We start from the raw sequence: 26,918 nt of genomic DNA, 5'->3' as shown, positions 1-26,918 counted from the left end.
TTTTCTGAATTTTCAGTTGATTTTTAGTTTAATTTCGAATATGATATGAAACATAACAAATAGATGTTATTTTTTCTAACATTATAGGAGGAGAGCTCATGAATATGGGAGATACAGTTTTTATGTTTGTGACGACAGTAATGGTCATGTTGATGACACCAGGATTGGCACTTTTTTATGGAGGTATGGTTCGCAGCAAAAATGTACTCAGTACAACGATGCATAGTTATAGCGCAATGGCTATCGTTTCGATTCAATGGATTGTTATCGGCTATTCTTTATCATTCGGACCAGATTGGCACGGGATTATCGGTACACTTGATTGGTTCGGTCTAAACGGAGTTACCTACGCACCAAATCCAGACTACTCATCTACTATTCCTCACAATTTATTCATGATGTTTCAACTCATGTTCGCCATTTTAACTCCAGCTTTAATTTCAGGTGCATTCGCTGAAAGAATGCGATTTTCTGCCTTTCTTATTTTTATCCTTCTATGGACAACGATCGTTTACAATCCTGTCGCTCATTGGGTATGGGGCGTCGGCGGGTGGCTAAGGGAACTTGGCGCACTAGACTTCGCTGGCGGAAACGTCGTTCACATCACTTCCGGAGTTGCTGGTCTTGTATTAGCTATTTTCCTTGGAAAACGAAAAAACATAAATGGTTCTTCTCCTCACCATTTGCCATTTACAATGTTAGGCGCAGGCTTATTATGGTTTGGCTGGTTCGGTTTTAACGTCGGCAGCGCATTATCCTTAAACGACGTAGCTTTAACTGCATTTATTAATACAAATATAGCCGCTGCTGCCTCCGCTCTAACTTGGATGCTTTCTGAATGGTTCTTCCAATCAAAACCGACCGCGATGGGAGCTGCTTGCGGAGTTATTTCTGGTCTAGTCGCTATTACACCAGCTTGCGGGTTCGTTACACCTTTCTCCGCTCTTCTTATCGGAGCAATTGGTGGTATATTATGCTTTGGCGCCGTTTTCTTCTTAAAAACAAAATTCGGGTATGACGATACACTTGATGCCTTTGGATGCCACGGTATCGGAGGAACTTGGGGCGGTATTGCAACAGGACTATTTGCAACTACTACCGTAAACGGGGATGGTGCGAACGGATTGTTTTACGGAAATGCGGCTTTACTGTTTAAACAACTTATAGCGATTGGCGCAACATATGCATTCACGATCATCATGACGTATGCCATTATTAAAGCGATTAACTTCTTCCTCCCTGTTCGCGTCGATGAACATGAAGAACACATGGGTCTTGATATTTCAATGCACGGCGAGAAGGCTTATGAACATGCAGAGCGAGCAAACTAAAAAAGAGATGCAATCTATTGATAGTAGATTGCATCTCTTTTTTGCGTACTAGGCAACATACCCCACCTAGTATAAATGTAAATATATCAACGATTTTTCAAATATATCGATTGTTTCTTTCAATATATCAACGGTTTGACACAACATATCGATTTACAAACAAATTCCGACATAATTTACAAGTAAAATACCCCACATAACGTTATACAAAAAAGACGACCGAAACCCGGTCGTCTTTTCCTATTTATTTCGGAGCATTTCCTACATATTGCGTAATATCAACATTTAACGCCTGCGCTAAACGCATACCGTATTCTTGATCTGCACGGAAGAAGTTACAAACAGCTAATAATTTTGTGCGTTCATTTACGTCTTTTAGATCATTTGTTAAGTTCGCAATTAAGTTATCTTGCTCTTCTTTAGAGAATGAACGGTAACGCTCACCTGCTTGTTTAAAGTCATTTGGTTTCTCGATTTTTTCACGAGATACATAGCCTTCTACTTTCATAGTTGAATCGCGGTAAGCTTTGTCTTCAACCGGATTCTCTGCATGACGGCTCGGTTCGTAGTTGATTGTAGATGGGTTTTGATTTACTTGCATCGCACCATCACGTTGTTGATTATGAACAGCTGCGTATGGGCAGTTTACAGGAATTTGTAAGTAATTTGCACCAAGACGATAACGCTGTGTATCTGGGTAAGAGAATAAACGACCTTGTAATAATTTATCTTCCGATGGCTCAATACCATTTACAGTTGCACTTGGAGAGAACGCTACTTGTTCTACTTCTGCAAAGAAGTTTTTCGGATTACGATTTAACGTCATTGTCCCTACTTCCATTAATGGGAAGCGATCTTCTGGCCATACTTTCGTTGGATCTAATGGATCAAAGTCTAAAGAGTCCATTTCATCTAATTGCATAACTTGTACGTGTAAATCCCATTTCGGGTGATTTCCTTTTTCGATTGCATCGAACAAGTCACGAGTTGCATGATTGAAGTCTTTCCCTTGTACTTCTTGCACTTCTTTCGCATTTAAGTTACGTACACCTTGCTGTGGTTTCCAGTGGTATTTAATATAAACAATTTTACCTTCTTCATTAATCCATTTAAATGAATGGACACCGAAACCTTCCATTTCACGATAGCTTGCTGGTGTACCGTAATCAGAAAATACCCATGTCATCATATGTGTAGATTCTGGACTTAACGTCATGAAATCCCAGTAACGATCTGGCGTTTGAATATTCGTATCAGGTGCTGGTTTTAAAGAATGTACCATATCAGGGAATTTAATTGCATCACGAATGAAGAAAACAGGTAAATGATTACCTACGATATCGTAGTTTCCTTCTTCTGTATAAAATTTAACAGCGAACCCACGCGGATCACGCGCTGTTTCAGGAGAACCTTGACCATGAATAACCGTTGAAAAACGAACAAATACAGGTGTTTCAGTTCCTTCATTTTGTAAAAATGCCGCTTTCGTATATGGCTTCATGCTATTTTTCGTTACGAATACACCGTGAGCACCTGCACCACGCGCATGCACAACACGCTCCGGAATACGTTCACGATCAAAGTGTGCAAGTTTTTCTACTAAATGATAGTCTTCTAATAATACTGGTCCACGACGACCAGCTGTACGAGAATTTTGGTTGTCTCCAACTGGAGCACCTTGGTTTGTTGTTAAGCGATTATTTGGATTCATCTAGGGGGATCCTCCTCTTTCTTTCATAGTAATTATTATTTGTTTAAAATTATTATAAACTAATTATTATTCAAAACTAAACCTTTGTCAACTATTTCCTTCACTTTTTTTGAAACAATTTCAGCCAAACAGTCGATAAATGCAGATTGTGCATTCGGCATATTTGGTCTAAAATATTTGGCATTTAATTCATCAGTTACAACTTTACATTCATAATCGTTGTCATATAAAACTTCTAAATGCTCCGCTACAAAACCAACTGGGCAATATATGAAAGATTCGTACCCATGCTCTTCATATAAATCTTTCGTTAAATCTTGCACATCTGGACCAATCCATGGATCAAGAGTATTCCCAGCACTTTGCCAACCAATTGTATAGTTTTGAATATTTGCAGCTTCTGCAATTAAATCTGCCGTATACTTTAGTTGTTCTACATATGGGTCTCCTGCTGCAATAATTTTTTCTGGCAAACTATGCGCCGAAAAAATTACGACTGTTTTCTCTTTATCTTCAATCTTTGTAAATGTTTCTTTTATTTGCTCTGCCCAATACGAAATAAACTTCGGTTCATCGTACCATTGTTCAATTGGTTCAATAACAGGACCACCGATTTCTTTTGAAAGACGAATAGCACGGTCATTATACGCTTTAATGCTAAATGTAGAATAGTGCGGTGCTAATACGATACTAATCGCCTGCTCAATTCCATCTCGCTTCATTTCCTCTACAGCCTCTTCTATAAATGGCGCAGTATGTTTTAAACCTAAGTAACAAGTAAATTCATACTCTGTAAATATGTTATTCATTGAATCTGTTAATTTATGCGCCTGCTCTTTCGTAATTTTTGCAAGCGGCGAAATTCCACCAATCGCTTTATAGCGCCCAATTAAATCTTCAAGCGCTTCTTCTGACGGCTTACGCCCGTGACGGATATGTGTATAATATGCCTCTACATCGTCTAATGATTCTGGTGTTCCATACGCCATTACGAGTAAACCTATTTTTTTCTTTGTCATCTATATAACACCTCAATTTTATAAATGAGAATCCTTTTCAGAACGTTTGTTTCCAATTATAACAAGCAATAATAAGTACGTCAAAATAATAATTCTAATTAAGTATTATTTATAAGGTGATTTTGAATTTTATATGACAATTTCTTTAATAAAAAGCGACTTACATAATTGCAAGCCGCTTTTCCCTTATTCCTTAATATTTACCCCATATTCTTTAAACCAAACGTGAATTTGTGCTAAATGAGCTAAAAGCTGTGGCCCAGTCATCAATTGACCAAACCATGGTGTTTGAAATGCACTGCCACCAGACTGAATTAATCCGTTCAACTGCTCTTTATCAAACAATTCGTGTAAAATTGAACCTTTATCCGTTAATAGATTTTGAAGCCATACTGTTACTGCTTTTGTATAGTGTGGATTGTGCGTTTTCGGATAAGGACTCTTCTTTCTATATAAGATGTCATGTGGAAGTACATCTTCTAACGCTTTACGTAATAGACCTTTTTCGCGGTTTTTATACATTTTCATTTCCCAAGGAATATTCCACGCATATTCGACAAGGCGATGATCTGCAAATGGAACACGTACTTCTAAACTTGCCCCCATACTCATGCGGTCTTTTCTGTCTAATAATGTTGTCATAAACCATACCATATTTAAATAAAATAATTGGCGTCTTTTTGCTTCTAGCGGACTTTCTCCCTCTAAAATAGGAACTTCTTGAATGGATTCTTCATAACGCTGCTGTACATATTGTTGTAAATTTAATTTATTTCTCCATTCTTTCTTTAGCAATTGTTCACGCGCTTCTGTAGAGCGCATCCACGGAAACGCACTCGATTGTAAATCATCTTCTCTATAAAACCACGGATAACCACCAAATATTTCGTCTGCACATTCCCCAGATAAACCAACGACAAAATCTTGTTTAATTTCACGGCAAAACCATAGTAATGACGAATCGATATCTGCCATACCAGGCAAATCACGAACGAGTACGGCTTCTGTTAAATACTGCGCTAATTGTTCATTTGAAATGACGCAACGATGGTGGATTGTTTGAAACGTCTCCGTCATCAAATGAATAAATGGTGCATCTGAATTTGGCTGGAACGCATTCGCTTTAAAGTATTTGTCATTATCTTCATAATCAACAGAGTATGTGTGTAATTGTCCTTTTCCTGACCTTACATATTCTTTTGCAGCAATTGCTGTTATAGCGCTCGAATCTACACCCCCTGATAGAAAAGTACATAGTGGTACATCAGAAACGAGCTGCCTTGTAATCGCATCTTGTAATAAAAAGCGTGTTTTTTCTACTGTTTCTTCAAAGGAGTCTTCATGTTTTTTGCTTTCCACATTCCAATATCTCCATATACATAAACCGTTCTTTGAAAATGTCATCGCATGACCTGGACGTAATTCTTTTATACCAGCATAAATACCATGACCAGGTGTTCTCGATGGTCCAAGACCGAATATTTCGGATAACCCTTCTAACGTTACTTCTGCCTTCACATCTGGATGAGCCAGTATCGCTTTTAACTCTGAACCAAATAGTAATCGCCCACTATCGTATTTATAAAATAGCGGTTTTACACCTAATCGATCTCGCGCAATAAATACTTGTTCTTTCTGTTCATCCCATACAGCAAACGCATATATACCGTTTAAATGATCGACACATTCTTCTTTCCATTCAATATACGACGCTAATAGCACCTCCGTATCCGAATGACCTTTGAACGTATATCCTCTTCTTAATAATTCCTTTCGAATATCCTCTGTGTTATACAGTTCACCGTTATAGCAAATTGCATAATTCGTTTCATCTTTTAAACAAGTCATCGGTTGTTTCCCGCCCTCAGGGTCCACAACGATTAACCGTTTATGCCCAAATGCGACATTGCCTTTAATCCAAACTTTATTATCATCCGGACCACGTTTCGCTAACGTCTCAGCCATCTTCGTAACGACATCTCTTTCTCCTTCTAATGAGCGTTTATAATCCACCCATCCTGTAATCCCGCACATATAAATCATCCTTCCATCCTATTTCTTTTCCTAAACGAGCAGTAATCCCCACCCTACAAGGTGCGGATCAAAAAAACGAAAAACTTGACGATAACCTACTATCCACATATGGAATAGCATTTTCACTCAGTAAAACGTGTTTTATTGTATGCCCACCTATGTCTAGATGTGTCTAGTTATAAAGAATGCACGAACTGTCTATAACAGAAATAACTACTTTTCATAAAGGAGAAATCGTGTATGATACAACGTAACCATATTTTATATAACCAGCCTCGCGCTCATACAGTCGGTAATGTAGAATATATAAACAATGAATGGGTATTCTTTGATGATGAAAATGATGAAGCATTTTTATTAGAAGATATTGCCGAAGATGGTTTTGAGATTTTATATAACAACAACTGGCTACCAGCCCGTTTCTATGAACAAGATGTATTACAAATCGCAAACGAACAGCACCACCTGCAAAACGGGGAAATGATACGTATTCGAAAAAAATTACTTCTTAGCTATAATGAATGGCTCGAGGAATTACCTGACTCTGTGTTCACATTATTAACCGAATCATTGCAATCACTTCACTACTCTTTATATGATTGCATGTATTGTCATAATTATTTATCTTTCTTACCGAAAGAGGAGTCACGCGAAGGAGTAAATATTCTTTTGTTTGATAACGAAGAGATAATCTGTACACTACAGCATCATTTCGTCCGTCACACTACATCCAATAAAAATATGTTCCGTTTTACGAAAGTAAATGGAGAAGAGTTGCATATCGATGCGACATAAAAAAATAAAACCACCTTATCTCCCAAGTCTTTGAGGATTATAAGGTGGTTTTATTTTTATTTGAATACGTACCAGCCAAGTGGCAATTTCAGTCCTAAGTATAATACTGCTACTAGCGCAACAATAAATAAGCCCCAAACCGCCCCTGTTGGTTTGTTTTTGCTCATTTTCACAAGAACCATTTCCATTCCACCGATAACTAAAATACCAGCTAACATTTTTAAGCCATACCACATGTGCATGCTACCTGTTGCGGTCTTCACAATACTCATGTACAACATGAAGCCTGTCACAATAATGATGATATACATTAGGCGAAGCCCCATATGTACACCTTTACCTTTTCTTCCTGCTGAATAAAGTGAATACGCAACGAAGAATAAAATTAAACCTAACGCCCATGCTGTAATATGCATATGTACCATCGTATCCCTTACCTCCTCTTTTCACACTTTTTCACTCTATATGATAACATGTTCATTTATTTTCAGGAAATGTTTCGCTTTTTTACATTTAAATGATATAATATTTAGAGTATTTACAAACTTCTTGTAATAACAAAAGGGGGAACAATCATGATTCAAACTAAGGATATTATCGAACTTACAGACACATACGGAGCAAATAACTATCACCCACTTCCAATCGTTATTTCTAAAGCAGAAGGTGTTTGGGTAGAAGATCCTGAAGGAAACCGCTATATGGACTTATTAAGTGCATATTCTGCAGTAAACCAAGGTCATCGTCACCCGAAAATTATTAACGCTTTAATTGACCAAGCTAATCGTGTTACGTTAACTTCTCGTGCTTTCCATAGCGATCAATTAGGTCCTTGGTACGAAAAAGTTGCGAAACTAACTAATAAAGAAATGGTACTTCCAATGAATACAGGTGCTGAAGCTGTTGAAACTGCAATTAAAACAGTTCGTCGCTGGGCTTATGATGTGAAGAAAGTAGAAGCAAACCGTGCTGAAATCATCGTTTGTGAAGATAACTTCCACGGACGTACAATGGGTTCTGTTTCTATGTCTTCAAATGAAGAGTACAAGCGTGGATTCGGCCCAATGCTTCCTGGCATCGTTGTGATTCCTTACGGTGATTTAGAAGCATTAAAAGCCGCAATTACACCAAACACAGCTGCATTCATTTTAGAGCCAATTCAAGGTGAAGCAGGAATTAATATCCCACCAGCTGGTTACTTAAAAGAAGCTCTTGAAGTATGTAAAAAAGAAAACGTTTTATTCGTAGCAGATGAAATCCAAACAGGCTTAGGCCGTACTGGTAAAGTATTCGCTTGTGACTGGGACGATGTAACTCCTGACATGTACATACTTGGTAAAGCACTTGGTGGCGGTGTGTTCCCGATCTCTTGCGTTGCAGCAAATCGCGACATTTTAGGCGTATTTGAGCCAGGTTCTCACGGTTCTACATTCGGTGGTAATCCACTTGCATGCGCTGTGTCTATCGCAGCTCTTGAAGTGTTAGAAGAAGAAAAATTAACAGAGCGCTCTCTTCAATTAGGAGAAAAATTAGTTGGGCAATTAAAAGAAATTGATAACCCAATGATCACTGAAGTTCGCGGTAAAGGTTTATTCATCGGTATCGAATTAAACGAACCAGCTCGCCCTTACTGTGAACAACTAAAAGCAGCTGGTCTACTATGTAAAGAAACACACGAAAACGTAATTCGTATCGCACCACCTCTAGTAATCTCTGAAGAAGATTTAGAGTGGGCATTCCAAAAAATTAAAGCTGTATTATCGTAATAATAGAGAGGTTGTCCGACATCTTGGGACAACCTCTTTCTTTTTATATTCAATTATATTAAGATGAAATTGTAATTTTCTGTATTTTAAAATCGTAAAGGAGGTGCAATATGCTATTAAGATATGGTAAACAGATTAACTATTTAGCTACATCTTTTATTTTAGTTACATTCTTTGGCTTCCTACTTTCCACAACATGGCTTACTCACTACTCAACTCCTATTACATTCACACTACTGAAAGCATCATTTTGGATTGCTGTTATTCTTACTATCATTGGTTTTGGACGAGAAAAAAGTGCACTTACGGTTATACTATTTGGCATTTGTACACTTGCATTCATTGGCCTTTACACTTTTTCCGTTATCGATTACCTCTATAATCCAAGGCCATAAAAAAAAGCTATCTTTTAACAAGATAGCTCTTTTCTTTATTTCACTACATTTCGCAAAGCACCAATTCCTTCTACTGTAATGACCACTTCATCACCAGCATGTAAAAACTTCGGTGGTGTAAAACCTTTTCCGACACCAGCCGGGGTTCCTGTTGCGATAATATCACCTGGTTCTAAAGTCATTCCTTTGCTTATCGTTGAAATAATTTCTTCTATCGAAAAAATCATTTTATTTGTGTTGGAAGTTTGCCTTACTTCTCCATTTACTACCGTTTCAATGTGTAATGCATTCGGCGCATTAACCACCGATTTATGAATTAAATACGGTCCCATCGGGCAAAATGTATCGAAGCTTTTCCCAAGGAAAAACTGTTTATGTTTTCTTTGAATGTCTCGAGCTGTTACATCATTTATAATCGTATAACCAAAAACATGCTCAAGCGCTTTTTCTTTTTTAATTTGCTTTCCTCGCTTACCTATAATGACAGCTAGTTCTCCTTCGTAATCTAGTTCGTCCGTTGCATGAGGGTGACCATTAATTTGCTCATTTATGCCAATAACTGTTGTTGGTGCTTTCGTAAAGATCATTATATTTTCTGGAATAGACTCTACTCCGCCCATTTCTACCGCATGCTCACGATAGTTTTTTCCAACGCACAAAATATTCTTTCTTGGCCTTGGAATCGGTGCTAATATTTTCACCTCTGTTAACGGATAATACGCCGCTTCCCCGTTTTCTTTTGCCCAATTTACAATTTCACATACTTTCTCAAAGCACTCAGTCCCTCTTTCAATACACTCTAACATTGTAATAGGGATTGTAACCTTTTCCCCTTTTTGTCTTTGCGCTTCTCTTAAGTGTAATACCTTTTCTTCTTCTTCATCCACAATACCTACAAATACCTTTTCTTCTTTCTTCGCCGTTACAAAACGCAATATTTCCACTCTCCATCCTAAAACTCATACCCTTTAATTGTATTCGCATCCGCAAGAAAAAAACCTTCTCATGCACGCTAATTTTTACAATATTCTTCTCACATCCTATTCGTTCCCCCTTTACATTTGGCATAAAATGTAGAATTTTTACTTTTTTTAGCGAAGGTATTTCTTTTTTATGGAGTTTTTGTATAATATGTACTACATATATACTAAAAATTTCATTTAGAGATGGAGCCGATTTCAATGTTTGAGCAAGCGATTGAAAAAAAACGTGAAAAAATGATTTATTTTGCTGAACGCTATGGAATGACTTCTCAAAAAACAGTGGATTGTAGCCAAGAACTGGACAGGCTCTTAAATGTAATTTGGCATGTACATACGGATTTTCACCCAAATCAAACACTCAACACACACACGCAATAATGTGTGTGTTTCTTTTATTTCAAAAAAACACACATTTTATCGGAAACGCCCATACAATAGTAGAAAAGAAAATTTTACAAACGAAGGGTGTTTTGTATGCCAGCTATGGTCGGACATATTCGTATCGTCAATATTGGATCAAGTGGTATTTTTCATATTGGAGATGTATTTGCGATTAGGCCTATTAGTTACTCACGTGCTTTCGCCGGGGCCGGCTCTTTTAATGTTGGAGATAATGTTTCTGTCTACAATTATCAAAGTGCAACGACTGTTAATGATTCAGATGTCGTTGATCAAGCGATAATTGGTTCAACTTAAAGGGGGCGATTGTATTGAATTTTTACGTAAACCAAAGCATCATCATTAACAGCATTAAAATTGATAGCATTACAACCTCTTCTGTATTCCAAATTGGCACTGCCGGAAGTATTAAAGCCCTATCTAAATTTTCAAATACGGGCGGATTTACGGAGCCGCTTCGCCCATTACAGGCAAGCGGACAAATTATTTCTATCAAACCATCAACTAGTTCTTCTTAAGACATCCTTGTCATAAATATATAGCAGGAATATTTTTACCCTCCCTATTGAAAAGGAGGTTTCACAAATGAATCAAGATATATATACTTACTTACACCAACTTCAACAAGCTCTTCAAACACAACAAGCAGCCATCCTCAATTTAGAAGATCAAGTGCGCCAACTCCAAGAAGAGCTTAACGAATTAAAAAATCGCCCCTCCTCTTCTGTAGGAAAAGTGGAATACAAATTCGATCAATTAAAAGTCGAAAATTTAAATGGCACTTTAAATATTGGCTTAAACCCATTTTCAGCAAAAGGACAACAAATTGAAGATTTTCAAGTGGATACAGAAACATTGAAGGTAAATCCTGAAACCGAAACAAACCCAGACTTTTATCAAGGTATCCTCCAAGAAATGCATCGATACTTAGATGAAGAAGCATATAATCGTATTCTCCATTTTGAACAAGAAGAGAGAACACCGCTTGATGAAATGTATCGACAAATGATGGTGGATGACATAAAAAAACAGATGGAGCATCGACTCCCTTATTATTTATCACAAGTTCAATCATATGAAGGTATTTCAACAGATCCAGATTATTTACGAGATATCATTATTCAGGCAATGAAACAAGATATTGACAAAGCCTTTCTCTCATTTATTCAGCACATACCGGGAAATTTCCGAAAGGAGTAAGTATGTATGAACCTTAACGTTGTAAACCGTGAGTTAAAAGTCGGACAGATTAAAATGAACGGTGTATCGTCGTCCGCACTCTTTTTAATTGGAGATGCAAATCTCCTCATTCTATCTTCTATTCTCGATACACCATTTGAAACAGTTACAGAGGGGCCATTTGTACCATTAGTAACAGATGTCCCTCCTACTCCAGGTTAAGGAGACTGAAAAATTATGTTACATCATGTGTCTATTGTCCAAAATGTTTCTATTATTTCTTTAGGGATTGCTGCCGTATTTCAAGTTGGAGATGCCAATCAAATGGAATTAAAAAGTAGAGCTCTTGCCGTCCACCGTGAAATTCCTTGTTATATAAAGGGAGAAGGTCGCTTCGATGCTTTTGAAATCTTTACAGATGAACACATTACAATTCCAAAACGAACGACAGATGTAAAATTAAATATTATAAATGAATGCCCTTTTATTCAAGTTAATAACGTTGAATTGCGGACACTTTTAAATTCTGGTTGCTTTCAAATTGGAAATGTTGATTATGGTTTTAATAACTCTCGTATTATGCAAATCCGCCAATATATTACGGATGAACCTTCCGCACAATAATTCATATAGTAAGTAAAAAGCTTAGTAAAGTAGGTGGATGGTATGCCTTCGGTTGTAGGAAATCTCGTCGTTCAAAATAGTAACGGCTCTTTCAACTTAGGAGATTTTTATAACGTATCTCCGAAAGAAAACACGAAAGCTTATAACGGATCTGGAGCTTCCAATGTTGGATTTGTCGTAAATACGTTTAACGGTGTTAGTGCAACAAATACGTTTGATTCTGATGTGGCGGATCAAGATCAGATTGGAACAGCGTAAAAAAAGTAGGAGATATTCTCCTACTTTTTTCTTTTATCTAATTCAAAATTATTAAAATGAAATTTTAATAATTAAGAGCTTTACTGTCCACAAATAGCAGTATAAACAGGTAAGTAGTAAAGAGGCACTATTTCATTTTATTTAAATGATAACCCTCTCTCCTCCAAAGCCTTTCTAAGCTTCGGCAAAGACGCAGGTCCCATACCATGCAGTTTTAAAATTTCTTTTTCACTATATTTTGAGAGTTCTTCTACAGTTTGAATTCCATGGTGTTCTAATGCCCTTCTTGCTGGCGCTGAAAGAAGAGAGAGAAAACCTTCTTTTGGCTTTTTCTCTTTCTCACATGTTGGGCAAGTTGGACAATCACTACTTTTATAGTACTCGTGTCCCTGTTCACAAGTTCTTAACGTTTTTTCCGTTACCATTTTCAAGCCCCTCTATTCCTCAATATTTACAACGTGATTCCCATCAAAGAAGTATAAACACTTCTCTTTCACAGGATGTTGTAAGCTTTTCTCCAGTGCTTTTGCATATAACGAAAGCTGTACTTTATATCGATCTTCTAAAATTGGTTTTGCTTGTTCGAATCCGCCTGGGAATTTCCCTTCAATCGTATCTGTTTTGAAGTCGATTAACGTAATGCCGTCTTCCTCTTCAATCATGCAGTCGATAACCCCTTGGACAAGAATCGTTTCTTCACTCTTCCCTTGCCAATCTTGATATGCTTCTTCTGCTGCAAGCATCATCGTAAATGGCACTTCACGCTCAACACTTTTCGCCGCTAGTACCCTTTTACCTAAATCACTGTCAAAGAATGAAATTACTTTTTCAATCGCTATTTCTTCCGCCTGCTCGAATGTTAATAATTCCTTATTTACCATTCCAGCAATTTGCTCTTGAAGAACTTCAACCGTAATCGGCTTCTTCAAATCAACATGCTGCATAACGGCATGGACTGCTGTTCCACGCTCTGCGTACGTTAACCCTTTTTTCTCCATAAAACGCGGACGTGTTTTAATTGGCGCACGTAGTTTTTTAATAAAGGCATTATCGCTACCTTCTTCAGATTGATAATTTCTCTTTATTTCTGTAACAGATTGCTTCGCACGATAAGATGTTGCATCCTCATATCCGTACTTCCACATTAATCTGTCGTACACTTCTTCTTTCCGTTCACTTTGCAGGGGAACAGCCTTTTTCTCACGAATCGCTTCTAACAATTCTTGTTTCTCTTCTTGAACTGGCTCTGGTGCAAGTAGCGTGTTACCTTCCACAACTTCTACTTTCCAGCTCGTGTCATACCCGTAAATTTCATCTGGAATACTTCCTTGTCCTAATTCAAGAAGCATTTCACTATCACGGTGTCTATATAATGAAGGTGCAATCCAGTCTAAATAACAAGACGCTCCGGCACGTATGTGATCTGGTAATAACCATTCACTATGTTCCCTCGCATCAAGCCATTTTTCCATTTCCTTATTTGCATCCTTAACTGTTCCGATTAAAATTAACTTCTCTTTCGCACGCGTCAACGCTACGTATAGTACGCGCATTTCTTCCGCAATTAATTCCATTTTCATTTTACGCTTAATTGCAAGCTGTGATAATGTCGTGTATTTAATTCGTTTACGCGGATCGATAAATTGCGAACCGAAACCGAAATCTTTATGGAGTAAGAAACGTTTCATTAAGTCTTGTGTATTAAAACGACGGCCGAGTCCAGCTACAAATACAACTGGGAACTCTAGCCCTTTACTTTTATGGATCGTCATGATGCGAACAACGTCTTCTTGTTCACCGAGAGCCCTCGCCGTACCCATATCATCACCGCGTTCTAAAATACGTTCAATAAAACGTAAGAACCGGAATAACCCTCTAAATGATGTTGCTTCATATTGTCTTGCACGGTCATATAGTACGCGTAAGTTTGCCTGCCTTTGCTTTCCAGCTGGTAAACCGCCAACGAAGTCGTAATAGCCTGTCTCGCCGTACACTTTCCAAATTAAATCAGAAAGTGATTGTTGACGTGCAAATTCACGCCATCCTTGCAGTAAGTTATAAAACCACTCTAGTTTTTCATGAAGTTCTTGTTCCTCTTCAAGCGGTGCACCTTTTAAGAATGAGCTCATTACTTCATAAAACAAACCTTTCTTTCCGTGAGCACGAAGCGTCGCAAGGTCTTCATCGTTTAATCCAACGATTGGGGAACGAAGTACAGCTGCAAGCGGGATATCTTGCATCGGATTATCAATAACGCGGAATACGTTCATCATAATATTTACTTCCGTTGCTTCAAAATAACCAGTCGCAAGGTCAGCATATACCGGAATTCCTTGCAATTTTAACTCTTCCATAATTTGCGGCGCCCACGGCATGGAGCGAAGTAAAATAACAAAGTCGCGGTATTGTACAGGACGCATACTATCCGTTTTACGGTCATACACTTCATAACCGGAATCAACCATCGCTTTAATGCGCTGCGCCATAAGGCGAGCTTCAAGCTGTGCTTTTTCGACTTCTGCACCTTCTTCACCGTCTATTACTTCTTCTTCCGTTTGCTCAATACATAGTAATTCTGCCGCTACATCTTCACCTTCTGGATAGGTAGCGCCTAGTTTTAATTCAGCGTCAGCATCGTAGTCAATCTCTCCAACTTCTTCGCCCATAATTTGTTTGAAAATGAAGTTCGTACCTGCTAGCACTTCATGACGACTACGGAAGTTTTTCGCCAAATCAATCTTCATTCCGCCGCCCAATCCTTCTTGTGTGAAGCGTTTATACTTTCCTAGAAACAGGCCTGGTTCTGCTAATCGGAAACGATAAATTGACTGCTTTACGTCACCAACCATGAACAAGTTTCCTTCACTCTCAGAATCTTTCGTTACGAATTTAATAATGGATTCCTGTACAAAGTTCGTATCTTGATATTCATCGACTAACACTTCAGCAAATTTATTACGATATTGAAGCGCTACTGCTGACGGATTCATTTCACCATTTTCACTTTGTTCACTTAAAATTTGTAAACAGAAATGCTCTAAATCTGTGAAATCGACCATTCCTTTATCTCGCTTCATCGCTTGGAAACGCTCTGTAAATACTTTTACAAGTTGAACAAGCTTTTCTAATACTGGGTGCATATCTTGAAAATCTCGTAAGAAACTTTCAGGTTTGCGGCTAAATAACTCTTCTTGTAATTTCTTTACTTCATCTTTCGCTTTATTACGAAGAGAGTCTACTTGTTTTACAACATCTTCATTGTAATCACTTTTCTTAATACGCTTTAACGTTTGCCACGATACGTTTTGCATCGCTTCATACACGCTTGTCCACGACTCACGAGCAGCTGATGATAACGTTCCAAGTAAAGCTACATCTGCTTGCAGGGTTTCAACGCGAGGCGCTGGACCGTCAGGAAGCATTGCGAGTTCAGTTGCCTTACGAATATGCTGTTCCGCTGTTTCAAGCTGGAATTTCACATCTTCTAATAAATAAGAAGCATATACTAAATCTTCAATTGTCTTTCCTTCTACGTCATATGCTTCTACTAATTTATCAAGCCATTTTTCCGGATTTGGATGCGCTCTTGACTCTGTATGAAGCGCTAAAATCATACGTTGTAAGTCATCATCACTACGGTCACTCGTATAACGATCAACAAGTTCAAAGAAGATTGTATTATCTTCGATTCCGTACTCTTCTTCTAATATGTCATCTAGCACTTCTTCTTTTAACAATTCATTTTCTGTTTGATTCGCAATACGGAAACGAGGATCAACATCCAGCATGTAGTAATATCCTCTAATTACTTGTAAACAGAATGAGTGAATTGTTGAAATGGAAGCTTTATTTAATAGGCTCAGTTGCTTTCTTACATGCTGAGAGCCTGGTTCATCAATTAATACCTTTTCTAACGCTTCCCCGATTCGATTTTTCATCTCTTGCGCTGCTGCATTCGTAAATGTTACAACGAGCAGGCGGTCGACATCGACTGGATTCTCTTCATTAATAATCTTTTTAATAATACGTTCAACTAATACTGCTGTTTTACCTGATCCAGCTGCAGCCGCAACTAAAATATCACGTCCGTTCGCTACAACAGCTTTCCACTGGTCATCTGTCCATTGACTACCTTCTGGTTTTTTAGGCCAATTTTCTATCATTCTCCGCCAACCTCCTCTCTTATTTTCTCCATCGCTTCACTATCTTTCATATCTTTTAACGTACGGAATTGATTATCTTCAAGTGACTCATCAAATTGACAAACAGATTTGAAGTTACAGAACGTACATGCTGCTTTATTTCCCATTTTATAAGGAGCAATATCGATAACACCTTCTGTAATATCTTTTCCGATATTTTCAAACGTATGGTGTACATATTTTTGCAGTACGTTAAACTCTTGCTCACTTGCAATACTTGAACGCGCACTAAAGCTACCGTCTTTTTTCAGGCCAGCAGAAATAATATCCGAGCTTCCTGTTGAAAGTTTGTTATCCATTAAACGAACAACGTCAGCATCTCCTAATACGAGTCCTTTCATTTTAAATTTCTTTAAAATTTCTTTTTCAATTTCAGCTTCAGATGCGTCACCTTTCATCTCAACGATTGGGTTATGAATATGGAAATACAATACACCAGCTGGTGATGCTGCGTGGCCTTTTTTCATCCACGTCTGTGCATTCGAAGTAACAACATCTAAATACGTTAACATTTGAAGTGCTAATCCGTAATACACTTCCGTTAAATCTAACGCTTTTGAACTTGATTTATAATCAATAATACGTAAGAACGTCCCGTTCTCATCTTCTGCCTTATCAACACGGTCAATACGGCCGACTACTTCCATCTTTACACCATTTGGTAATGAAAATTCCATCGGCGGAAGCGATCCTGTACCACCCATACCGAACGGCACTTCTAAATCAACTGGTACGAATCCGCTTGACTTCGCATGTTCACGAAGAATGATTGACGTACGGAAAATGATTTGTTGTAGTTTTTGTTTTAAATAGAAATGACGGTTTGAACTTAATAAAATTTGTCGTTGTAATAACGGTGCGATTTCTTCTATTACTAAAACAGAAAGATGCTCACACTCTTTTATGGATAAATCCGCCCAAGTACGGTTTTCACGCAATAACTTGTCCGCAATTTTCTTTAATGCCGCATGGAATAATTCGCCGATGTCTGGCGCATCAAGCTTGAAAATATCACGCTCTCTAAGCGATAAACCGTGCTGCGCAAAATGAGCGTATGCACAACGATTAAATAGTTCCATACGAGAGACGCTTCCTTTAATTATATCTCCGTATAAATCTCTACTTACTGCTGTACTTAGTTTCTTCGCACGATTTCGATAGAATAAACTTGATAAGACGCGGCTACTTTTTTGTTTCCATTCATCTGAAGTTACGTAGAAATTATATACGTCCCACCAAAAGTCTAAATTCCCTTCAAATCCGTATCGCTTCCACGTTTGTAGTTGCTGCATAACGTAAGATAACGTTACTTCTGGCGTTGCTACGTATGAAATTTGTTCTGAACGTGATAAATCATTTACGTCATTCGTAATAAATGAATCTTTCACATTAGGGAACATTCTTTTTATTTTCTTAATAAAGCTAGACGCAAGTAACGTCTTTCCTTCTTCATCCGCAAGCGGGCATGAAATGTATAACTTCTCAGATGCTCTCGTTACCATTTGATACATAACGAACTGTTCTTCTAACAAAGTTTGTCTCGTCGTTGGCGCTAATTCAATCCCTGCCGCACCAAGAACTTCTCTTTCCTCATCAGAAAGCATCCCTTCATCCATAGGTGCTGCTGGAATGACACCCTCATTTACACCTATAATAAACGTTGCTTTCACGTCAGATAACCTGGAGTGATCAATATTAGCAATTAACACTTGGTCTAATGACGGCGGAATGTTAGCAAATTGAAGTGCCTCAAGACCTGTCGACATAACGTCCGTAAACATAGAAAGAGACATTTTCTCTTCACCAAGCATCTCTACAAACGTATCAAGAAGGCTCATTACTTCTTCCCATACTTGTTCATGATCTGTCGCAAATAAGAAGTCTCCACTTTCTTCTGCACGTATACGTAATTCTTCTAGTTTCTTCGGAACATCCAGCTCTTCTAAAAATAAGTAAACTGCTTCACACATTTGCATAACTGTTCCTGCACGCTTTAACCTTTTTTGCATGCGAATAACAGGTGTTCTTACAACGTCACGTAGCCTATTTATTTTCTCTTCCATTTCACGTTCACTGTCTGTAATCATCCCGTTCGTATCATCAAGAGAACGATAACGCCGATACATCCATGGATCTTCAGCAGTCCATCTCTTTCCTTGTACACCGTACGCTAAACAGTAATTTTCAAATTCATCCATTTCTTCACGCATCGCTTCTTTTCTTACGTCTAATGGATATAAAAGCTCTGTTTTCACGCAACGGAACACCGCATCATAACGCCAATTCCCACTAATAATCTCGAGTGCAGAACGAATACATTCTACTAATGGGTGGTGTGACATCGGGCGCTTTTCATCGATGAAGTGCGGGATATTATAATCTGTAAATAACGTTCGCATCACATCGTAATAACTTTCCCCATTACGAAGAAGCACTGCAATATCTCGGTAACGATATTTTTCATCCGCAACAAGTTTACGAATTTCACGAGCAACACCTTCTACCTCCGCTCGTAAATTCGCAGCTGTACTAATCGTTACACTCGCTTCACCGTTAAATTTTTCATTCGGACGCGCTTCATAATGAGCTTCTAAATGCGCTAATGCTGGAGAATGAAAACGCGGCTGTTCCATAAGTGGGATTGTTTTTTCAATTTCTATTTTCTCTTCACGTGCTACTTGCTTTATTTTTTCATACGTTAACGTCGTTTCATAAAATAAATCGAGTTCATTTACTGGCTGCGCTAACGTTTTTTCATCTATCGTTAACGTGATCGTAACTTTCGCTCCGCAAATCATAAGCTGTCTTACGATCTCTAACTCTTGCGGGGAGAATGAATGAAATCCATCTATATAAATTTCCGCACCATTTACATATTCAGACTGCGGAAGCTTTTCCACTAGCAATTGCAGGTAGTCTTCTGAATCTAAGTATCTTCCAATTAAAGCACGTTCAAAATCATCGTATAATAGCTGTAAATCATACACTTTATTCGCTAGTAACTTTTGTTCGGCACTGCTACTATGCGCATCTAATTGTTGCCACATTTCATATACGTTAGATGGCGTTACATTGTAACGTTTAAACTCCGCGATCATACTGCCAAGATGTTCAAAGAAACCGTTTTGCTCCGCTGCTTTTTGGAACACCGATAATCCATCTTTACGAGACTCTACAATTTTACGGAGTAACATATGTACACCAGCTTCATCAATATGAAGACGACTCGCTCCGCCAACTTCTTGCAGTACCTTCCACGCTAATCGTGAAAAGCTAAAAACTTGTGCCCGAATAGACCCCCTTACATCCTCACTTCCAATTAACGCCTGCTGCGTCTGGAATGTCATCTGTTCTGGCACAAGATATAATATTGTTTTCCCTCTCGGGCGCTGTTTTAACTCTTCTTGCACTTCGCGTAAACAAAGTGTACTTTTTCCACTTCCCGCTCTACCAATCACAAATCGAAGTGACATGTAACCCCACCTTTCACTTACATAACGAACGTTAGTTTGCTACTATAATTGTATTATAGTACACGAAAAAAGACAAACTGAGTTGTTTGTCTTTTCTATACTTCTATCTATTATATCAACCTTTTGAAAAATTCGTTTGCACCTCTTGAATTGGCCAATATCGCAAATCAACTTTACCGACGACTGTATCAGCTTTTACAAAGCCAAAGTGTCTACTATCCCAGCTCCCGAGCCGGTTATCACCTACTACAAAAATAAACCCGGGTGGCACCAGCTTTTCTTTCGTTAACTCTTCTAATTTAAAGTCGCCTGTTAGTTGCCTTCCATTTATCTCTTTCTTATACTTCTCTAGATACGGCTCATCAATAAATTGTCCATTTATATATAACTTATCATGCTTATATTCAATATGATCTCCAGGTAAACCGATAATTCGCTTTACATAGTCCTCTTTTTTATTCGCATGAAACACCACAACGTCAAATCTGTTCAAGTCCCCAACTTGATAACTCACCTTATTTACAACGAGCATATTACCATCTTGCAATGTCGGCATCATTGACTTCCCCTCTACAACATACGTTGAGAAGAAAAACGTTCGAAAAAATACAGCTAATAATACACCAATTAAAATTGTTCGTATCCACTCTATGCCTTCTTTTTTCAAAGTTTTCTTCATCTGCTTCTCCCCTTATCCTTTAATACTGAAGCTTTCCTTTACAAAGAAGACTATTCTTAATGTAGTTCTAACTTTACTTCAATTTTCTTACCGACATACCATAAAATAAAAATACCAATCGCTACAATGACTGATTTCACCGGATTATGAATAAATGACATTAAATCATGACCGATATACGTTAAAATAAAAATCATCACAAGTTTTCCGAATGCTAGCGCTAGCCCAAACTGTTTTACACTAATTCGTGATAAACCAGCGACAACATTTATTAGCGCTGACGGTGTAAACGGAAAACAAAATATAACAAAAATCGGTGCGAATCCTTTCCTTTCAATCCACCCCATTGCTTTTCTTACTCTCTCATGCTTATTTACAAACGAAAAGAAACGACTGCGACCAAAATGGCGGATGATGAAAAAGACAAGTAATGCACCCATTACTGATCCAAGCCATGAATAAAGAAAACCGAGCCAAAAGCCAAATGCAACAGCATTCGCCAGTACAAATACGATAAGCGGTAATGCTGGAATCAACGCCTCTATCATCGGTAAACCAATACCAAGAAGTGGTCCGAACGCTTTATAACTCTCAACAATATGATCCATATTTTCTGGTGAAAAATACTCTTTGATTGTCTGAAAATCCATTCTACACTTTACCCCTTTACTCTAAATACTATCCCTACTGTATCATTGCTTATATGAAAGAGGAAATGGTAGATACGACATATGGAGATGTATTTATTAAAGTTTCCATATCTTTCATAAGAATTCCTTCATTATTTAGCTATGATAATCTATCAATATTCGACAGAAAATGTCGTTCGTTTTGTTATTTAGGTGGTTTTCCGATATTTTTATCGGTAAATGAAATTACAACTCGGTTTTTCTAGTACATCTATTTATCTATAAATACTGATAAAGAGAAATTTTAATCACCCCTCACCAATCCGGCTTTTACAGGCTGCAGGGCCCCACCTAACTTCTTTGCTTTCGCTGAATTTTGATGTGTGCGTCTTACGGCCCGGTAAATAGCGGGATAAACAAAAAAAGAATGGGGATTCCCCCATCCTTTCACACTTCGCCTTCCTTCACAAAATACACTCTCTCATAAGCAGGTCTTAATGTTGATTCCTCTTTTTTATCAATCTCTTTAAAACAAGGGCTCCCTTGTTTTTTCCTACGATCTTCATATTCAGTACGCAATTTCGCTGTACGATTTTGTTGATTTTCAAAACTAGTTTTTGATATTTCTAATTTCACAGCAAAGCCATTTATAAACCTAATAATAAGATTTCCATCTTTTAATTCTTTATTACCTTCAATATAAAAGTGAGACAACCAAGCGCACTCTTTTCTAGAGTAAGAATAGGTAGGGAAAAAATAAAGTTGATCTGTAGGACTAATCGCAATCGGTGCTTTATGTGTAATATGAGTTAATTCTTTCGTTCCTTCTTTTCTGCCTAAGAAACTAGAACCATGCTTTCGGCAACTTCTTTCTATAATATCTAGTGGTTTTTGAAATACGAAAAAAGAATCATTCATTTCAACGACTCGCGTAACAATTTTCTTTTCACTTAGAATAACAGGAAGTAAGGCCATCGTATTTTTCGTTACAACATAATTTTCGACATAGCGTTCCACTTTACTTTCCATACTCTATTATCTCCTTTTTTCCATTTATATTAGCAGCTGCATATATAATTTTAGCACCTATGAAAAGAAAACGGATTGCACATTCCACTATTTTACATTAATTTATTATTTATCAAACATTCTTCAAATTTCGAAATAAACATATAACAATAATAAGATGGCATTGTGCACAAAAAAGCATTTATACTACTATAAATATTTGAAATCACTTCCTCATTTCACATCATTACAACAATTAACTTTGTTATAATTAAAATGTAAATCCAATATATGGAGGGCCACTATGGAAGAAAAAGAGATCCAACCATCGATTCAAATGAAAAATAGCAGCGTCATTATCGTGAAAAACTCAGCTAGTATTATATTCGGTTTATTTTTCATTCTGCTATTCTTTGCCAAACCGTTTCGTAAATCAAAATGTCCAGAATGTAAAAAACGTGAGAAGAAAAAATCAGGACAAGAACAATAAAAGGCCTTCCTTTTTGGAAAGCCTTTTTACATTTGTAGTATCATTTTATTTATTCTTCTTCACCCTTAAAAAAACAACTATATTTTCTTCCAAGGTTCTCTACATCTTTTTTGATTTGTAATATGATCCTTATATAAAACATGAGAAAGAGTATTTGTACTTGTTACCCGCTTTTAATTTTTACTAAAAAATTAAAATTTGTACATCTTTTTCCATCACTAACAATTCGTTAATTAATTAACTTTGTAATATAAGTTTTGTGTATAATTTCATTCAAAAACACAATATATATAAGTAGCCATTTATAATTACATTTCTTTTTATCAAATTCCAAAAAGGAGCTGTATACTATGGATAAAGAAAATCTATTAAGTCAGCAGGTTAATAGCATCCCCTCAGATGCTCTGAATACCCCTAGTAAGGAACAAGAACAACTGTTAGAAACATCATCTCAAAACGTACAAACTTCCAACAACAATGCTAACAAAAAAGATGTTACTAAAGGTCTATCTGGAAAAGATTTCCCTATCTCAATAGAGAATACAAATTTATAGTTATTTACTATCATACGCAGCAAATGCTCTTGCTGAACTAATTCTTCTACAGAAACTAATACGCATTCCCGGTGATTTTTCACCAGTTTTAACATAAAAAAAGAGATTTAGATATAAAAACAGGCTCTGGAAAAAATTTCTCCACAACCTAAAAAAAAGGATGGCATTAGCCATCCTTTTTTCCATCATCAACTATAAAATTATAGTTTGATTACGTTTTTAGCTTGAGGTCCACGGTTACCTTCTTCGATTTCGAAGCTAACTTTTTGGCCTTCTTCTAGAGATTTGAAACCTTCAGTTTCGATTGCAGAGAAATGTACGAATACGTCGTTTTCGCCTGGAACTTCGATGAAACCGAAGCCTTTTTCGTTGTTAAACCATTTTACTTGTCCTGTTACTGCCATGATTATTTCCTCCTAAGAAAATACAAATTTTAATTTTTTTAGTCTTCCTGTCCAAAAAAAGAATCCACACATTATCAAATACGAAACATAAACTAGTTCTCACATACTTTTTCTCGTTCGTTTTCAGCACTTGATAACATATGGATTGCTTAATTTAACTATTCAACTGACATCATCATAGCACATTAAAATAAAATGTACAATCTTTTTCTAAAATGGAATTTCTAATTTTTAGTATTTCTTATAAAATATAATTATCTCTATTCCAAATAAGGAGGAATTTATGAACAACAAAATTCCTAGAAAAACATTAGCAAGAATCGAAGAGGATATTGAAAATAATAATCTTGGAAAAGCAAGAGACAGATTGCACGGCCTCATCTTTACATACCCAAATGAATTACATCTTCGAAAACAACTCGGAGATATTTATTATACATTACAATATCCAGAAATGGCTGGACGTTACTGGTATCTAGAGGAGCATAAAACAGATATTATGCATGAATCATGTTTATTATTCGAAAAATCAATGGGAAATAATCCGCATCATATTGCACGTGCTTTAAAGTTTAAAGGCGATTCTAACCATATAAAAGGTTTGTATAAAGATCAACCTTTATCTTCAGTGCAGAAGAAAGTAGCAGAGGAGTTAATTTATGAGTATAAAGAAACATGGCAAGATAAGCTAGTTCCTTTTGGCTGTCTAGCATTCCTTGCTTGCCTTCTCTTTTCTGCCATTGTTGGTCTATTCACTATTTGGAATTGGATTTTTTAATTATAGGGGGAATTTTCACATGGCAAACTACGATAACGAAGAAAAGCTAAAAGGCGGAAACGTTTCGAACGTATATCGTTCTGAAAATACTGTTCGTCGAGAGTTAAAGCCAGATAGCGCAAAGATCCATAAGCTATTACAACACTTAGAAAACAAAGGATTTCATTATGCTCCAAAGTTTTTAGGTGTAGATGAAAAAGATAGAGAGATTTTATCCTTTATTGAAGGAGAAGCTGGGAATTATCCTTTAAAAGAATATATGCGATCTAATGATGTATTAAAAGAAATCGCAAAGATGCTCCGCCTTTACCATGATGCTGTAAGTGATTTTCCGTTATTAGATGATTGGAAACCGATGGATCACACGCCAAATAACATTGAGGTTTTATGCCACAATGATTTTGCCATATATAACATTATTTTTAATAATGAGAAGCCAGTAGGGATTATTGATTTCGATGTTGCTGCTCCTGGTCCAAGACTATGGGATATCGCTTATACACTTTATACTTGTGTGCCTTTAAGTAGAGTGTATTATACAGAATCTGGTGAAGCCATTCATTATGAATCATCGCAACATGCAGATCGTATTAAAGAGAGAGTGAAATTATTCGTTCAGTCCTATGGTAAAAATATGGATGAAGATTACTTAGGAATAGTGTTGCTTCGATTAGAAGGGTTATGTACATATATGAAACGAAAAGCGCAAGAAGGCGACTTGAATTTCCAAAGAATGATTGATGAAGGACATCTAGAGCATTATGAGAAAGATATGAAATTTATTCGTAATCATAGGGCTGAGTGGAGTTGATTTAGTAATAAAGAAAAGTTAGTATCGTTTTTTGCCGATAAATCGATATCTCTTTTCGAATCGTTCACAAAATAACAAGGGGCACCCTTCAAACAGGTGCCCCTTCCTTTTATTTCGTAAACTGTGCTTCTTCTGTAGATCCTTTTAACGCTGTCGTTGATGAAGTTCCGCCTGTAATCACTTGTGCAACTTCATCAAAGTAACCTGTTCCTACTTCGCGTTGATGACGTGTTGCAGAGTAGCCGTGTTTTTCAGCTGCAAATTCAGCTTGTTGTAGTTCAGAGTATGCTGCCATGCCGCGCTCTTTATAGCCACGTGCTAGTTCAAACATACCGTAATTTAATGAATGGAATCCAGCAAGTGTTACGAATTGGAACTTATAACCGTAAGATGCGATTTCCTTTTGGAAGCTCGCAATTGTTTTTTCATCTAGTTTTTGTTTCCAGTTGAATGAAGGTGAACAGTTATATGCAAGTAACTTTCCTGGATGCTCCTTATGAATTGCGTCCGCAAATCGTTTTGCATCTTCTAAATTTGGTTCCGACGTTTCACACCAAACGAGGTCTGCATACGGTGCATACGCTAAACCGCGCGCAATTGCTTGATCAAGACCTGCATTCGTACGGTAAAATCCTTCTGGTGTTCTTTCTCCTGTAATAAATGCTTTATCAACAGGATCGATATCGCTCGTAATTAAATCAGCTGCATCTGCATCTGTTCTTGCAACGATAATTGTCGGCACTCCCATTACATCTGCTGCAAGACGTGCAGAAATTAAATTACGTACCGCTGTTTGCGTTGGTAGTAGTACTTTTCCACCTAAATGGCCACATTTTTTCTCTGAAGATAATTGATCTTCAAAATGCACACCTGATGCACCTGCTTCAATCATACTTTTCATCAGTTCGAATACGTTTAATTGTCCACCAAATCCAGCTTCTGCATCTGCTACAATCGGTACGAAATAGTCTGTATCATCGCTTCCTTCCATATGTTGAATTTGATCCGCACGTTGAAGTGTTTGATTAATTCGTTTCACTACAGCAGGTACGCTGTTCGCTGGATATAAACTTTGGTCTGGATACATATGTCCAGAAAGGTTTGCATCAGCTGCCACTTGCCAACCACTTAAGTAAATCGCTTTTAACCCAGCTTTTACTTGTTGCATCGCTTGGTTTCCTGTTAATGCGCCAAGTGCGTTAATATAGTCTTCTGTATGAAGCGATGTCCAAAGCTTCTCAGCACCGCGGCGCGCTAATGTATGTTCAATATCAATTGATCCGCGCAGGCGAATTACATCTTCTGCCGAATATGGACGTGTGATCCCTTTCCAACGCTCATCTAATTCCCAGCTTTCTTGTAATTTCTCGATTCTTTCGTTTTTCATTTGTTCCAT

28 protein-coding genes are annotated in these 26,918 nt (G+C 37.3%); 15 read left to right on the top strand and 13 right to left on the bottom strand.

Translation table 11 applies throughout. The annotated features are described in order from the left end of the window. The first annotated feature begins 98 nt into the window (after positions 1-98). The gene (locus MHI26_RS06095) at positions 99-1,331 is read left to right on the top strand and encodes an ammonium transporter (protein ID WP_061666474.1); all 1,233 of its coding nucleotides are present in this window, start codon (positions 99-101) and stop codon (positions 1,329-1,331) included. Between the two features lie 244 nt (positions 1,332-1,575). Here MHI26_RS06095 and katB read toward each other — a convergent pair whose 3' ends face one another. The 3 genes from katB to asnB form a co-directional block, all read right to left on the bottom strand. Then, positions 1,576-3,042: a catalase KatB gene (katB, locus tag MHI26_RS06090; RefSeq protein WP_061666472.1), complete on the bottom strand. Its 1,467-nt coding sequence runs from the start codon at positions 3,040-3,042 to the stop codon at positions 1,576-1,578. 59 nt (positions 3,043-3,101) lie between these two features. After that, positions 3,102-4,061 (bottom strand): ferrochelatase, encoded by a 960-nt coding sequence (gene hemH, locus MHI26_RS06085; RefSeq protein ID WP_061666470.1) that lies wholly within the window; start codon positions 4,059-4,061, stop codon positions 3,102-3,104. A 186-nt stretch (positions 4,062-4,247) separates the two neighbouring features. Next, entirely contained in the window at positions 4,248-6,095 is a 1,848-nt protein-coding gene (gene asnB / locus MHI26_RS06080) for an asparagine synthase (glutamine-hydrolyzing) (protein WP_061666469.1), read from the bottom strand. Between the two features lie 240 nt (positions 6,096-6,335). Here asnB and MHI26_RS06075 point away from each other — a divergent pair, with 240 nt between their 5' ends. Beyond that, the gene (locus MHI26_RS06075; RefSeq protein WP_061666467.1) at positions 6,336-6,890 is read left to right on the top strand and encodes a DUF2777 domain-containing protein; all 555 of its coding nucleotides are present in this window, start codon (positions 6,336-6,338) and stop codon (positions 6,888-6,890) included. Between the two features lie 56 nt (positions 6,891-6,946). Here MHI26_RS06075 and MHI26_RS06070 read toward each other — a convergent pair whose 3' ends face one another. Further along, on the bottom strand, positions 6,947-7,315 hold the full coding sequence (locus MHI26_RS06070) for a YisL family protein (RefSeq protein WP_000233495.1): 369 nt from the start codon (positions 7,313-7,315) through the stop codon (positions 6,947-6,949). A 150-nt stretch (positions 7,316-7,465) separates the two neighbouring features. On the opposite strand from MHI26_RS06070, the gene rocD reads away from it, so the two are divergent. Both rocD and MHI26_RS06060 read left to right on the top strand, forming a co-directional pair. Next, entirely contained in the window at positions 7,466-8,656 is a 1,191-nt protein-coding gene (gene rocD / locus MHI26_RS06065; protein ID WP_000616660.1) for an ornithine aminotransferase, read from the top strand. Between the two features lie 110 nt (positions 8,657-8,766). Further along, positions 8,767-9,051, top strand: a complete 285-nt coding sequence (locus tag MHI26_RS06060; protein ID WP_000926871.1) for a hypothetical protein — start codon at positions 8,767-8,769, stop codon at positions 9,049-9,051. A 35-nt stretch (positions 9,052-9,086) separates the two neighbouring features. Here MHI26_RS06060 and MHI26_RS06055 read toward each other — a convergent pair whose 3' ends face one another. After that, positions 9,087-9,986 carry a fumarylacetoacetate hydrolase family protein gene (locus MHI26_RS06055; protein ID WP_001213077.1) on the bottom strand — a complete coding sequence of 300 codons (900 nt, stop codon included), beginning with the start codon at positions 9,984-9,986 and terminating at the stop codon, positions 9,087-9,089. 246 nt (positions 9,987-10,232) lie between these two features. On the opposite strand from MHI26_RS06055, the gene MHI26_RS06050 reads away from it, so the two are divergent. The 7 genes from MHI26_RS06050 to gerPF all read left to right on the top strand — a co-directional run bounded on the left by MHI26_RS06050 (position 10,233) and on the right by gerPF (position 12,494). Continuing rightward, positions 10,233-10,412 (top strand): aspartyl-phosphate phosphatase Spo0E family protein, encoded by a 180-nt coding sequence (locus tag MHI26_RS06050; RefSeq protein ID WP_000462847.1) that lies wholly within the window; start codon positions 10,233-10,235, stop codon positions 10,410-10,412. 96 nt (positions 10,413-10,508) lie between these two features. Then, on the top strand, positions 10,509-10,730 hold the full coding sequence (gene gerPA / locus MHI26_RS06045; RefSeq protein ID WP_001111188.1) for a spore germination protein GerPA: 222 nt from the start codon (positions 10,509-10,511) through the stop codon (positions 10,728-10,730). Between the two features lie 14 nt (positions 10,731-10,744). After that, entirely contained in the window at positions 10,745-10,951 is a 207-nt protein-coding gene (gerPB, locus tag MHI26_RS06040) for a spore germination protein GerPB (RefSeq protein ID WP_001012510.1), read from the top strand. 67 nt (positions 10,952-11,018) lie between these two features. After that, positions 11,019-11,633 carry a spore germination protein GerPC gene (gerPC, locus tag MHI26_RS06035; RefSeq protein WP_001070761.1) on the top strand — a complete coding sequence of 205 codons (615 nt, stop codon included), beginning with the start codon at positions 11,019-11,021 and terminating at the stop codon, positions 11,631-11,633. Between the two features lie 6 nt (positions 11,634-11,639). Beyond that, complete coding sequence (gene gerPD, locus MHI26_RS06030) at positions 11,640-11,834, top strand: spore germination protein GerPD (protein ID WP_001052807.1); 195 nt, start codon at positions 11,640-11,642, stop codon at positions 11,832-11,834. 15 nt (positions 11,835-11,849) lie between these two features. Next, on the top strand, positions 11,850-12,236 hold the full coding sequence (locus MHI26_RS06025) for a spore germination protein GerPE (protein ID WP_000902320.1): 387 nt from the start codon (positions 11,850-11,852) through the stop codon (positions 12,234-12,236). 42 nt (positions 12,237-12,278) lie between these two features. Continuing rightward, on the top strand, positions 12,279-12,494 hold the full coding sequence (gene gerPF / locus MHI26_RS06020) for a spore germination protein GerPF (RefSeq protein WP_001141566.1): 216 nt from the start codon (positions 12,279-12,281) through the stop codon (positions 12,492-12,494). 137 nt (positions 12,495-12,631) lie between these two features. Here gerPF and MHI26_RS06015 read toward each other — a convergent pair whose 3' ends face one another. The 6 genes from MHI26_RS06015 to MHI26_RS05990 all read right to left on the bottom strand — a co-directional run bounded on the left by MHI26_RS06015 (position 12,632) and on the right by MHI26_RS05990 (position 22,506). After that, positions 12,632-12,919: an RNA polymerase alpha subunit C-terminal domain-containing protein gene (locus MHI26_RS06015; protein WP_000255722.1), complete on the bottom strand. Its 288-nt coding sequence runs from the start codon at positions 12,917-12,919 to the stop codon at positions 12,632-12,634. 12 nt (positions 12,920-12,931) lie between these two features. Further along, positions 12,932-16,657, bottom strand: a complete 3,726-nt coding sequence (gene addA, locus MHI26_RS06010; RefSeq protein ID WP_061666465.1) for a helicase-exonuclease AddAB subunit AddA — start codon at positions 16,655-16,657, stop codon at positions 12,932-12,934. Then, positions 16,654-20,169, bottom strand: a complete 3,516-nt coding sequence (gene addB / locus MHI26_RS06005) for a helicase-exonuclease AddAB subunit AddB (RefSeq protein WP_061666463.1) — start codon at positions 20,167-20,169, stop codon at positions 16,654-16,656. Before addB ends, addA begins: the two co-directional genes overlap by 4 nt. 115 nt (positions 20,170-20,284) lie before the next feature. Further along, positions 20,285-20,848 (bottom strand): signal peptidase I, encoded by a 564-nt coding sequence (gene lepB, locus MHI26_RS06000; RefSeq protein ID WP_000751896.1) that lies wholly within the window; start codon positions 20,846-20,848, stop codon positions 20,285-20,287. Positions 20,849-20,904: 56 nt separating this feature from the next. Continuing rightward, complete coding sequence (locus tag MHI26_RS05995) at positions 20,905-21,498, bottom strand: TVP38/TMEM64 family protein (RefSeq protein ID WP_000347517.1); 594 nt, start codon at positions 21,496-21,498, stop codon at positions 20,905-20,907. Positions 21,499-21,924: 426 nt separating this feature from the next. Further along, positions 21,925-22,506: a competence protein ComK gene (locus MHI26_RS05990; protein ID WP_000444446.1), complete on the bottom strand. Its 582-nt coding sequence runs from the start codon at positions 22,504-22,506 to the stop codon at positions 21,925-21,927. Positions 22,507-22,789: 283 nt separating this feature from the next. On the opposite strand from MHI26_RS05990, the gene MHI26_RS05985 reads away from it, so the two are divergent. Next, positions 22,790-22,975, top strand: coding sequence for a hypothetical protein (locus MHI26_RS05985; protein WP_000391373.1), 186 nt, complete (start codon positions 22,790-22,792; stop codon positions 22,973-22,975). A gap of 350 nt (positions 22,976-23,325) precedes the next feature. Continuing rightward, a complete protein-coding gene (locus MHI26_RS05980; RefSeq protein ID WP_061666462.1) occupies positions 23,326-23,529 on the top strand; it encodes a hypothetical protein in 204 nt (67 codons plus the stop codon). Positions 23,530-23,729: 200 nt separating this feature from the next. Here MHI26_RS05980 and cspA read toward each other — a convergent pair whose 3' ends face one another. Continuing rightward, a complete protein-coding gene (cspA, locus tag MHI26_RS05975; protein WP_000301522.1) occupies positions 23,730-23,933 on the bottom strand; it encodes an RNA chaperone/antiterminator CspA in 204 nt (67 codons plus the stop codon). 283 nt (positions 23,934-24,216) lie between these two features. Here cspA and MHI26_RS05970 point away from each other — a divergent pair, with 283 nt between their 5' ends. After that, positions 24,217-24,711 carry a DUF6584 family protein gene (locus MHI26_RS05970; protein WP_061666461.1) on the top strand — a complete coding sequence of 165 codons (495 nt, stop codon included), beginning with the start codon at positions 24,217-24,219 and terminating at the stop codon, positions 24,709-24,711. Positions 24,712-24,730: 19 nt separating this feature from the next. Further along, positions 24,731-25,522, top strand: a complete 792-nt coding sequence (locus MHI26_RS05965; RefSeq protein WP_061666457.1) for a phosphotransferase — start codon at positions 24,731-24,733, stop codon at positions 25,520-25,522. 109 nt (positions 25,523-25,631) lie between these two features. Here the strand turns inward: MHI26_RS05965 and aceA are convergent, their stop codons facing one another. After that, entirely contained in the window at positions 25,632-26,909 is a 1,278-nt protein-coding gene (gene aceA / locus MHI26_RS05960) for an isocitrate lyase (protein ID WP_098867436.1), read from the bottom strand. Positions 26,910-26,918: the final 9 nt, after the last annotated feature.

This window comes from Bacillus sp. FSL K6-1218 (genome assembly GCF_038006445.1).
Taxonomy (GTDB): Bacteria; Bacillota; Bacilli; order Bacillales; family Bacillaceae_G; genus Bacillus_A; species Bacillus_A thuringiensis_S.
This window is presented reverse-complemented; position numbering and strand designations above follow the sequence as displayed.

Coding starts and splice junctions, on each gene's coding strand:
- addB (WP_061666463.1), bottom strand. CDS start 20,169: ATGTCACTTCGATTTGTGATTGGTAGAGCGGGAAGTGGAAAAAGTACA.
- gerPF (WP_001141566.1), top strand. CDS start 12,279: ATGCCTTCGGTTGTAGGAAATCTCGTCGTTCAAAATAGTAACGGCTCT.
- MHI26_RS05965 (WP_061666457.1), top strand. CDS start 24,731: ATGGCAAACTACGATAACGAAGAAAAGCTAAAAGGCGGAAACGTTTCG.
- rocD (WP_000616660.1), top strand. CDS start 7,466: ATGATTCAAACTAAGGATATTATCGAACTTACAGACACATACGGAGCA.
- MHI26_RS06050 (WP_000462847.1), top strand. CDS start 10,233: ATGTTTGAGCAAGCGATTGAAAAAAAACGTGAAAAAATGATTTATTTT.
- MHI26_RS06015 (WP_000255722.1), bottom strand. CDS start 12,919: ATGGTAACGGAAAAAACGTTAAGAACTTGTGAACAGGGACACGAGTAC.
- asnB (WP_061666469.1), bottom strand. CDS start 6,095: ATGTGCGGGATTACAGGATGGGTGGATTATAAACGCTCATTAGAAGGA.
- MHI26_RS05970 (WP_061666461.1), top strand. CDS start 24,217: ATGAACAACAAAATTCCTAGAAAAACATTAGCAAGAATCGAAGAGGAT.
- MHI26_RS06070 (WP_000233495.1), bottom strand. CDS start 7,315: ATGGTACATATGCATATTACAGCATGGGCGTTAGGTTTAATTTTATTC.
- gerPA (WP_001111188.1), top strand. CDS start 10,509: ATGCCAGCTATGGTCGGACATATTCGTATCGTCAATATTGGATCAAGT.
- katB (WP_061666472.1), bottom strand. CDS start 3,042: ATGAATCCAAATAATCGCTTAACAACAAACCAAGGTGCTCCAGTTGGA.
- lepB (WP_000751896.1), bottom strand. CDS start 20,848: ATGAAGAAAACTTTGAAAAAAGAAGGCATAGAGTGGATACGAACAATT.
- addA (WP_061666465.1), bottom strand. CDS start 16,657: ATGATAGAAAATTGGCCTAAAAAACCAGAAGGTAGTCAATGGACAGAT.
- aceA (WP_098867436.1), bottom strand. CDS start 26,909: ATGAAAAACGAAAGAATCGAGAAATTACAAGAAAGCTGGGAATTAGAT.
- hemH (WP_061666470.1), bottom strand. CDS start 4,061: ATGACAAAGAAAAAAATAGGTTTACTCGTAATGGCGTATGGAACACCA.
- gerPD (WP_001052807.1), top strand. CDS start 11,640: ATGAACCTTAACGTTGTAAACCGTGAGTTAAAAGTCGGACAGATTAAA.
- MHI26_RS06025 (WP_000902320.1), top strand. CDS start 11,850: ATGTTACATCATGTGTCTATTGTCCAAAATGTTTCTATTATTTCTTTA.
- gerPC (WP_001070761.1), top strand. CDS start 11,019: ATGAATCAAGATATATATACTTACTTACACCAACTTCAACAAGCTCTT.
- MHI26_RS05995 (WP_000347517.1), bottom strand. CDS start 21,498: ATGGATTTTCAGACAATCAAAGAGTATTTTTCACCAGAAAATATGGAT.
- cspA (WP_000301522.1), bottom strand. CDS start 23,933: ATGGCAGTAACAGGACAAGTAAAATGGTTTAACAACGAAAAAGGCTTC.
- MHI26_RS05980 (WP_061666462.1), top strand. CDS start 23,326: ATGGATAAAGAAAATCTATTAAGTCAGCAGGTTAATAGCATCCCCTCA.
- MHI26_RS06075 (WP_061666467.1), top strand. CDS start 6,336: ATGATACAACGTAACCATATTTTATATAACCAGCCTCGCGCTCATACA.
- MHI26_RS06060 (WP_000926871.1), top strand. CDS start 8,767: ATGCTATTAAGATATGGTAAACAGATTAACTATTTAGCTACATCTTTT.
- MHI26_RS05990 (WP_000444446.1), bottom strand. CDS start 22,506: ATGGAAAGTAAAGTGGAACGCTATGTCGAAAATTATGTTGTAACGAAA.
- MHI26_RS06095 (WP_061666474.1), top strand. CDS start 99: ATGAATATGGGAGATACAGTTTTTATGTTTGTGACGACAGTAATGGTC.
- MHI26_RS05985 (WP_000391373.1), top strand. CDS start 22,790: ATGGAAGAAAAAGAGATCCAACCATCGATTCAAATGAAAAATAGCAGC.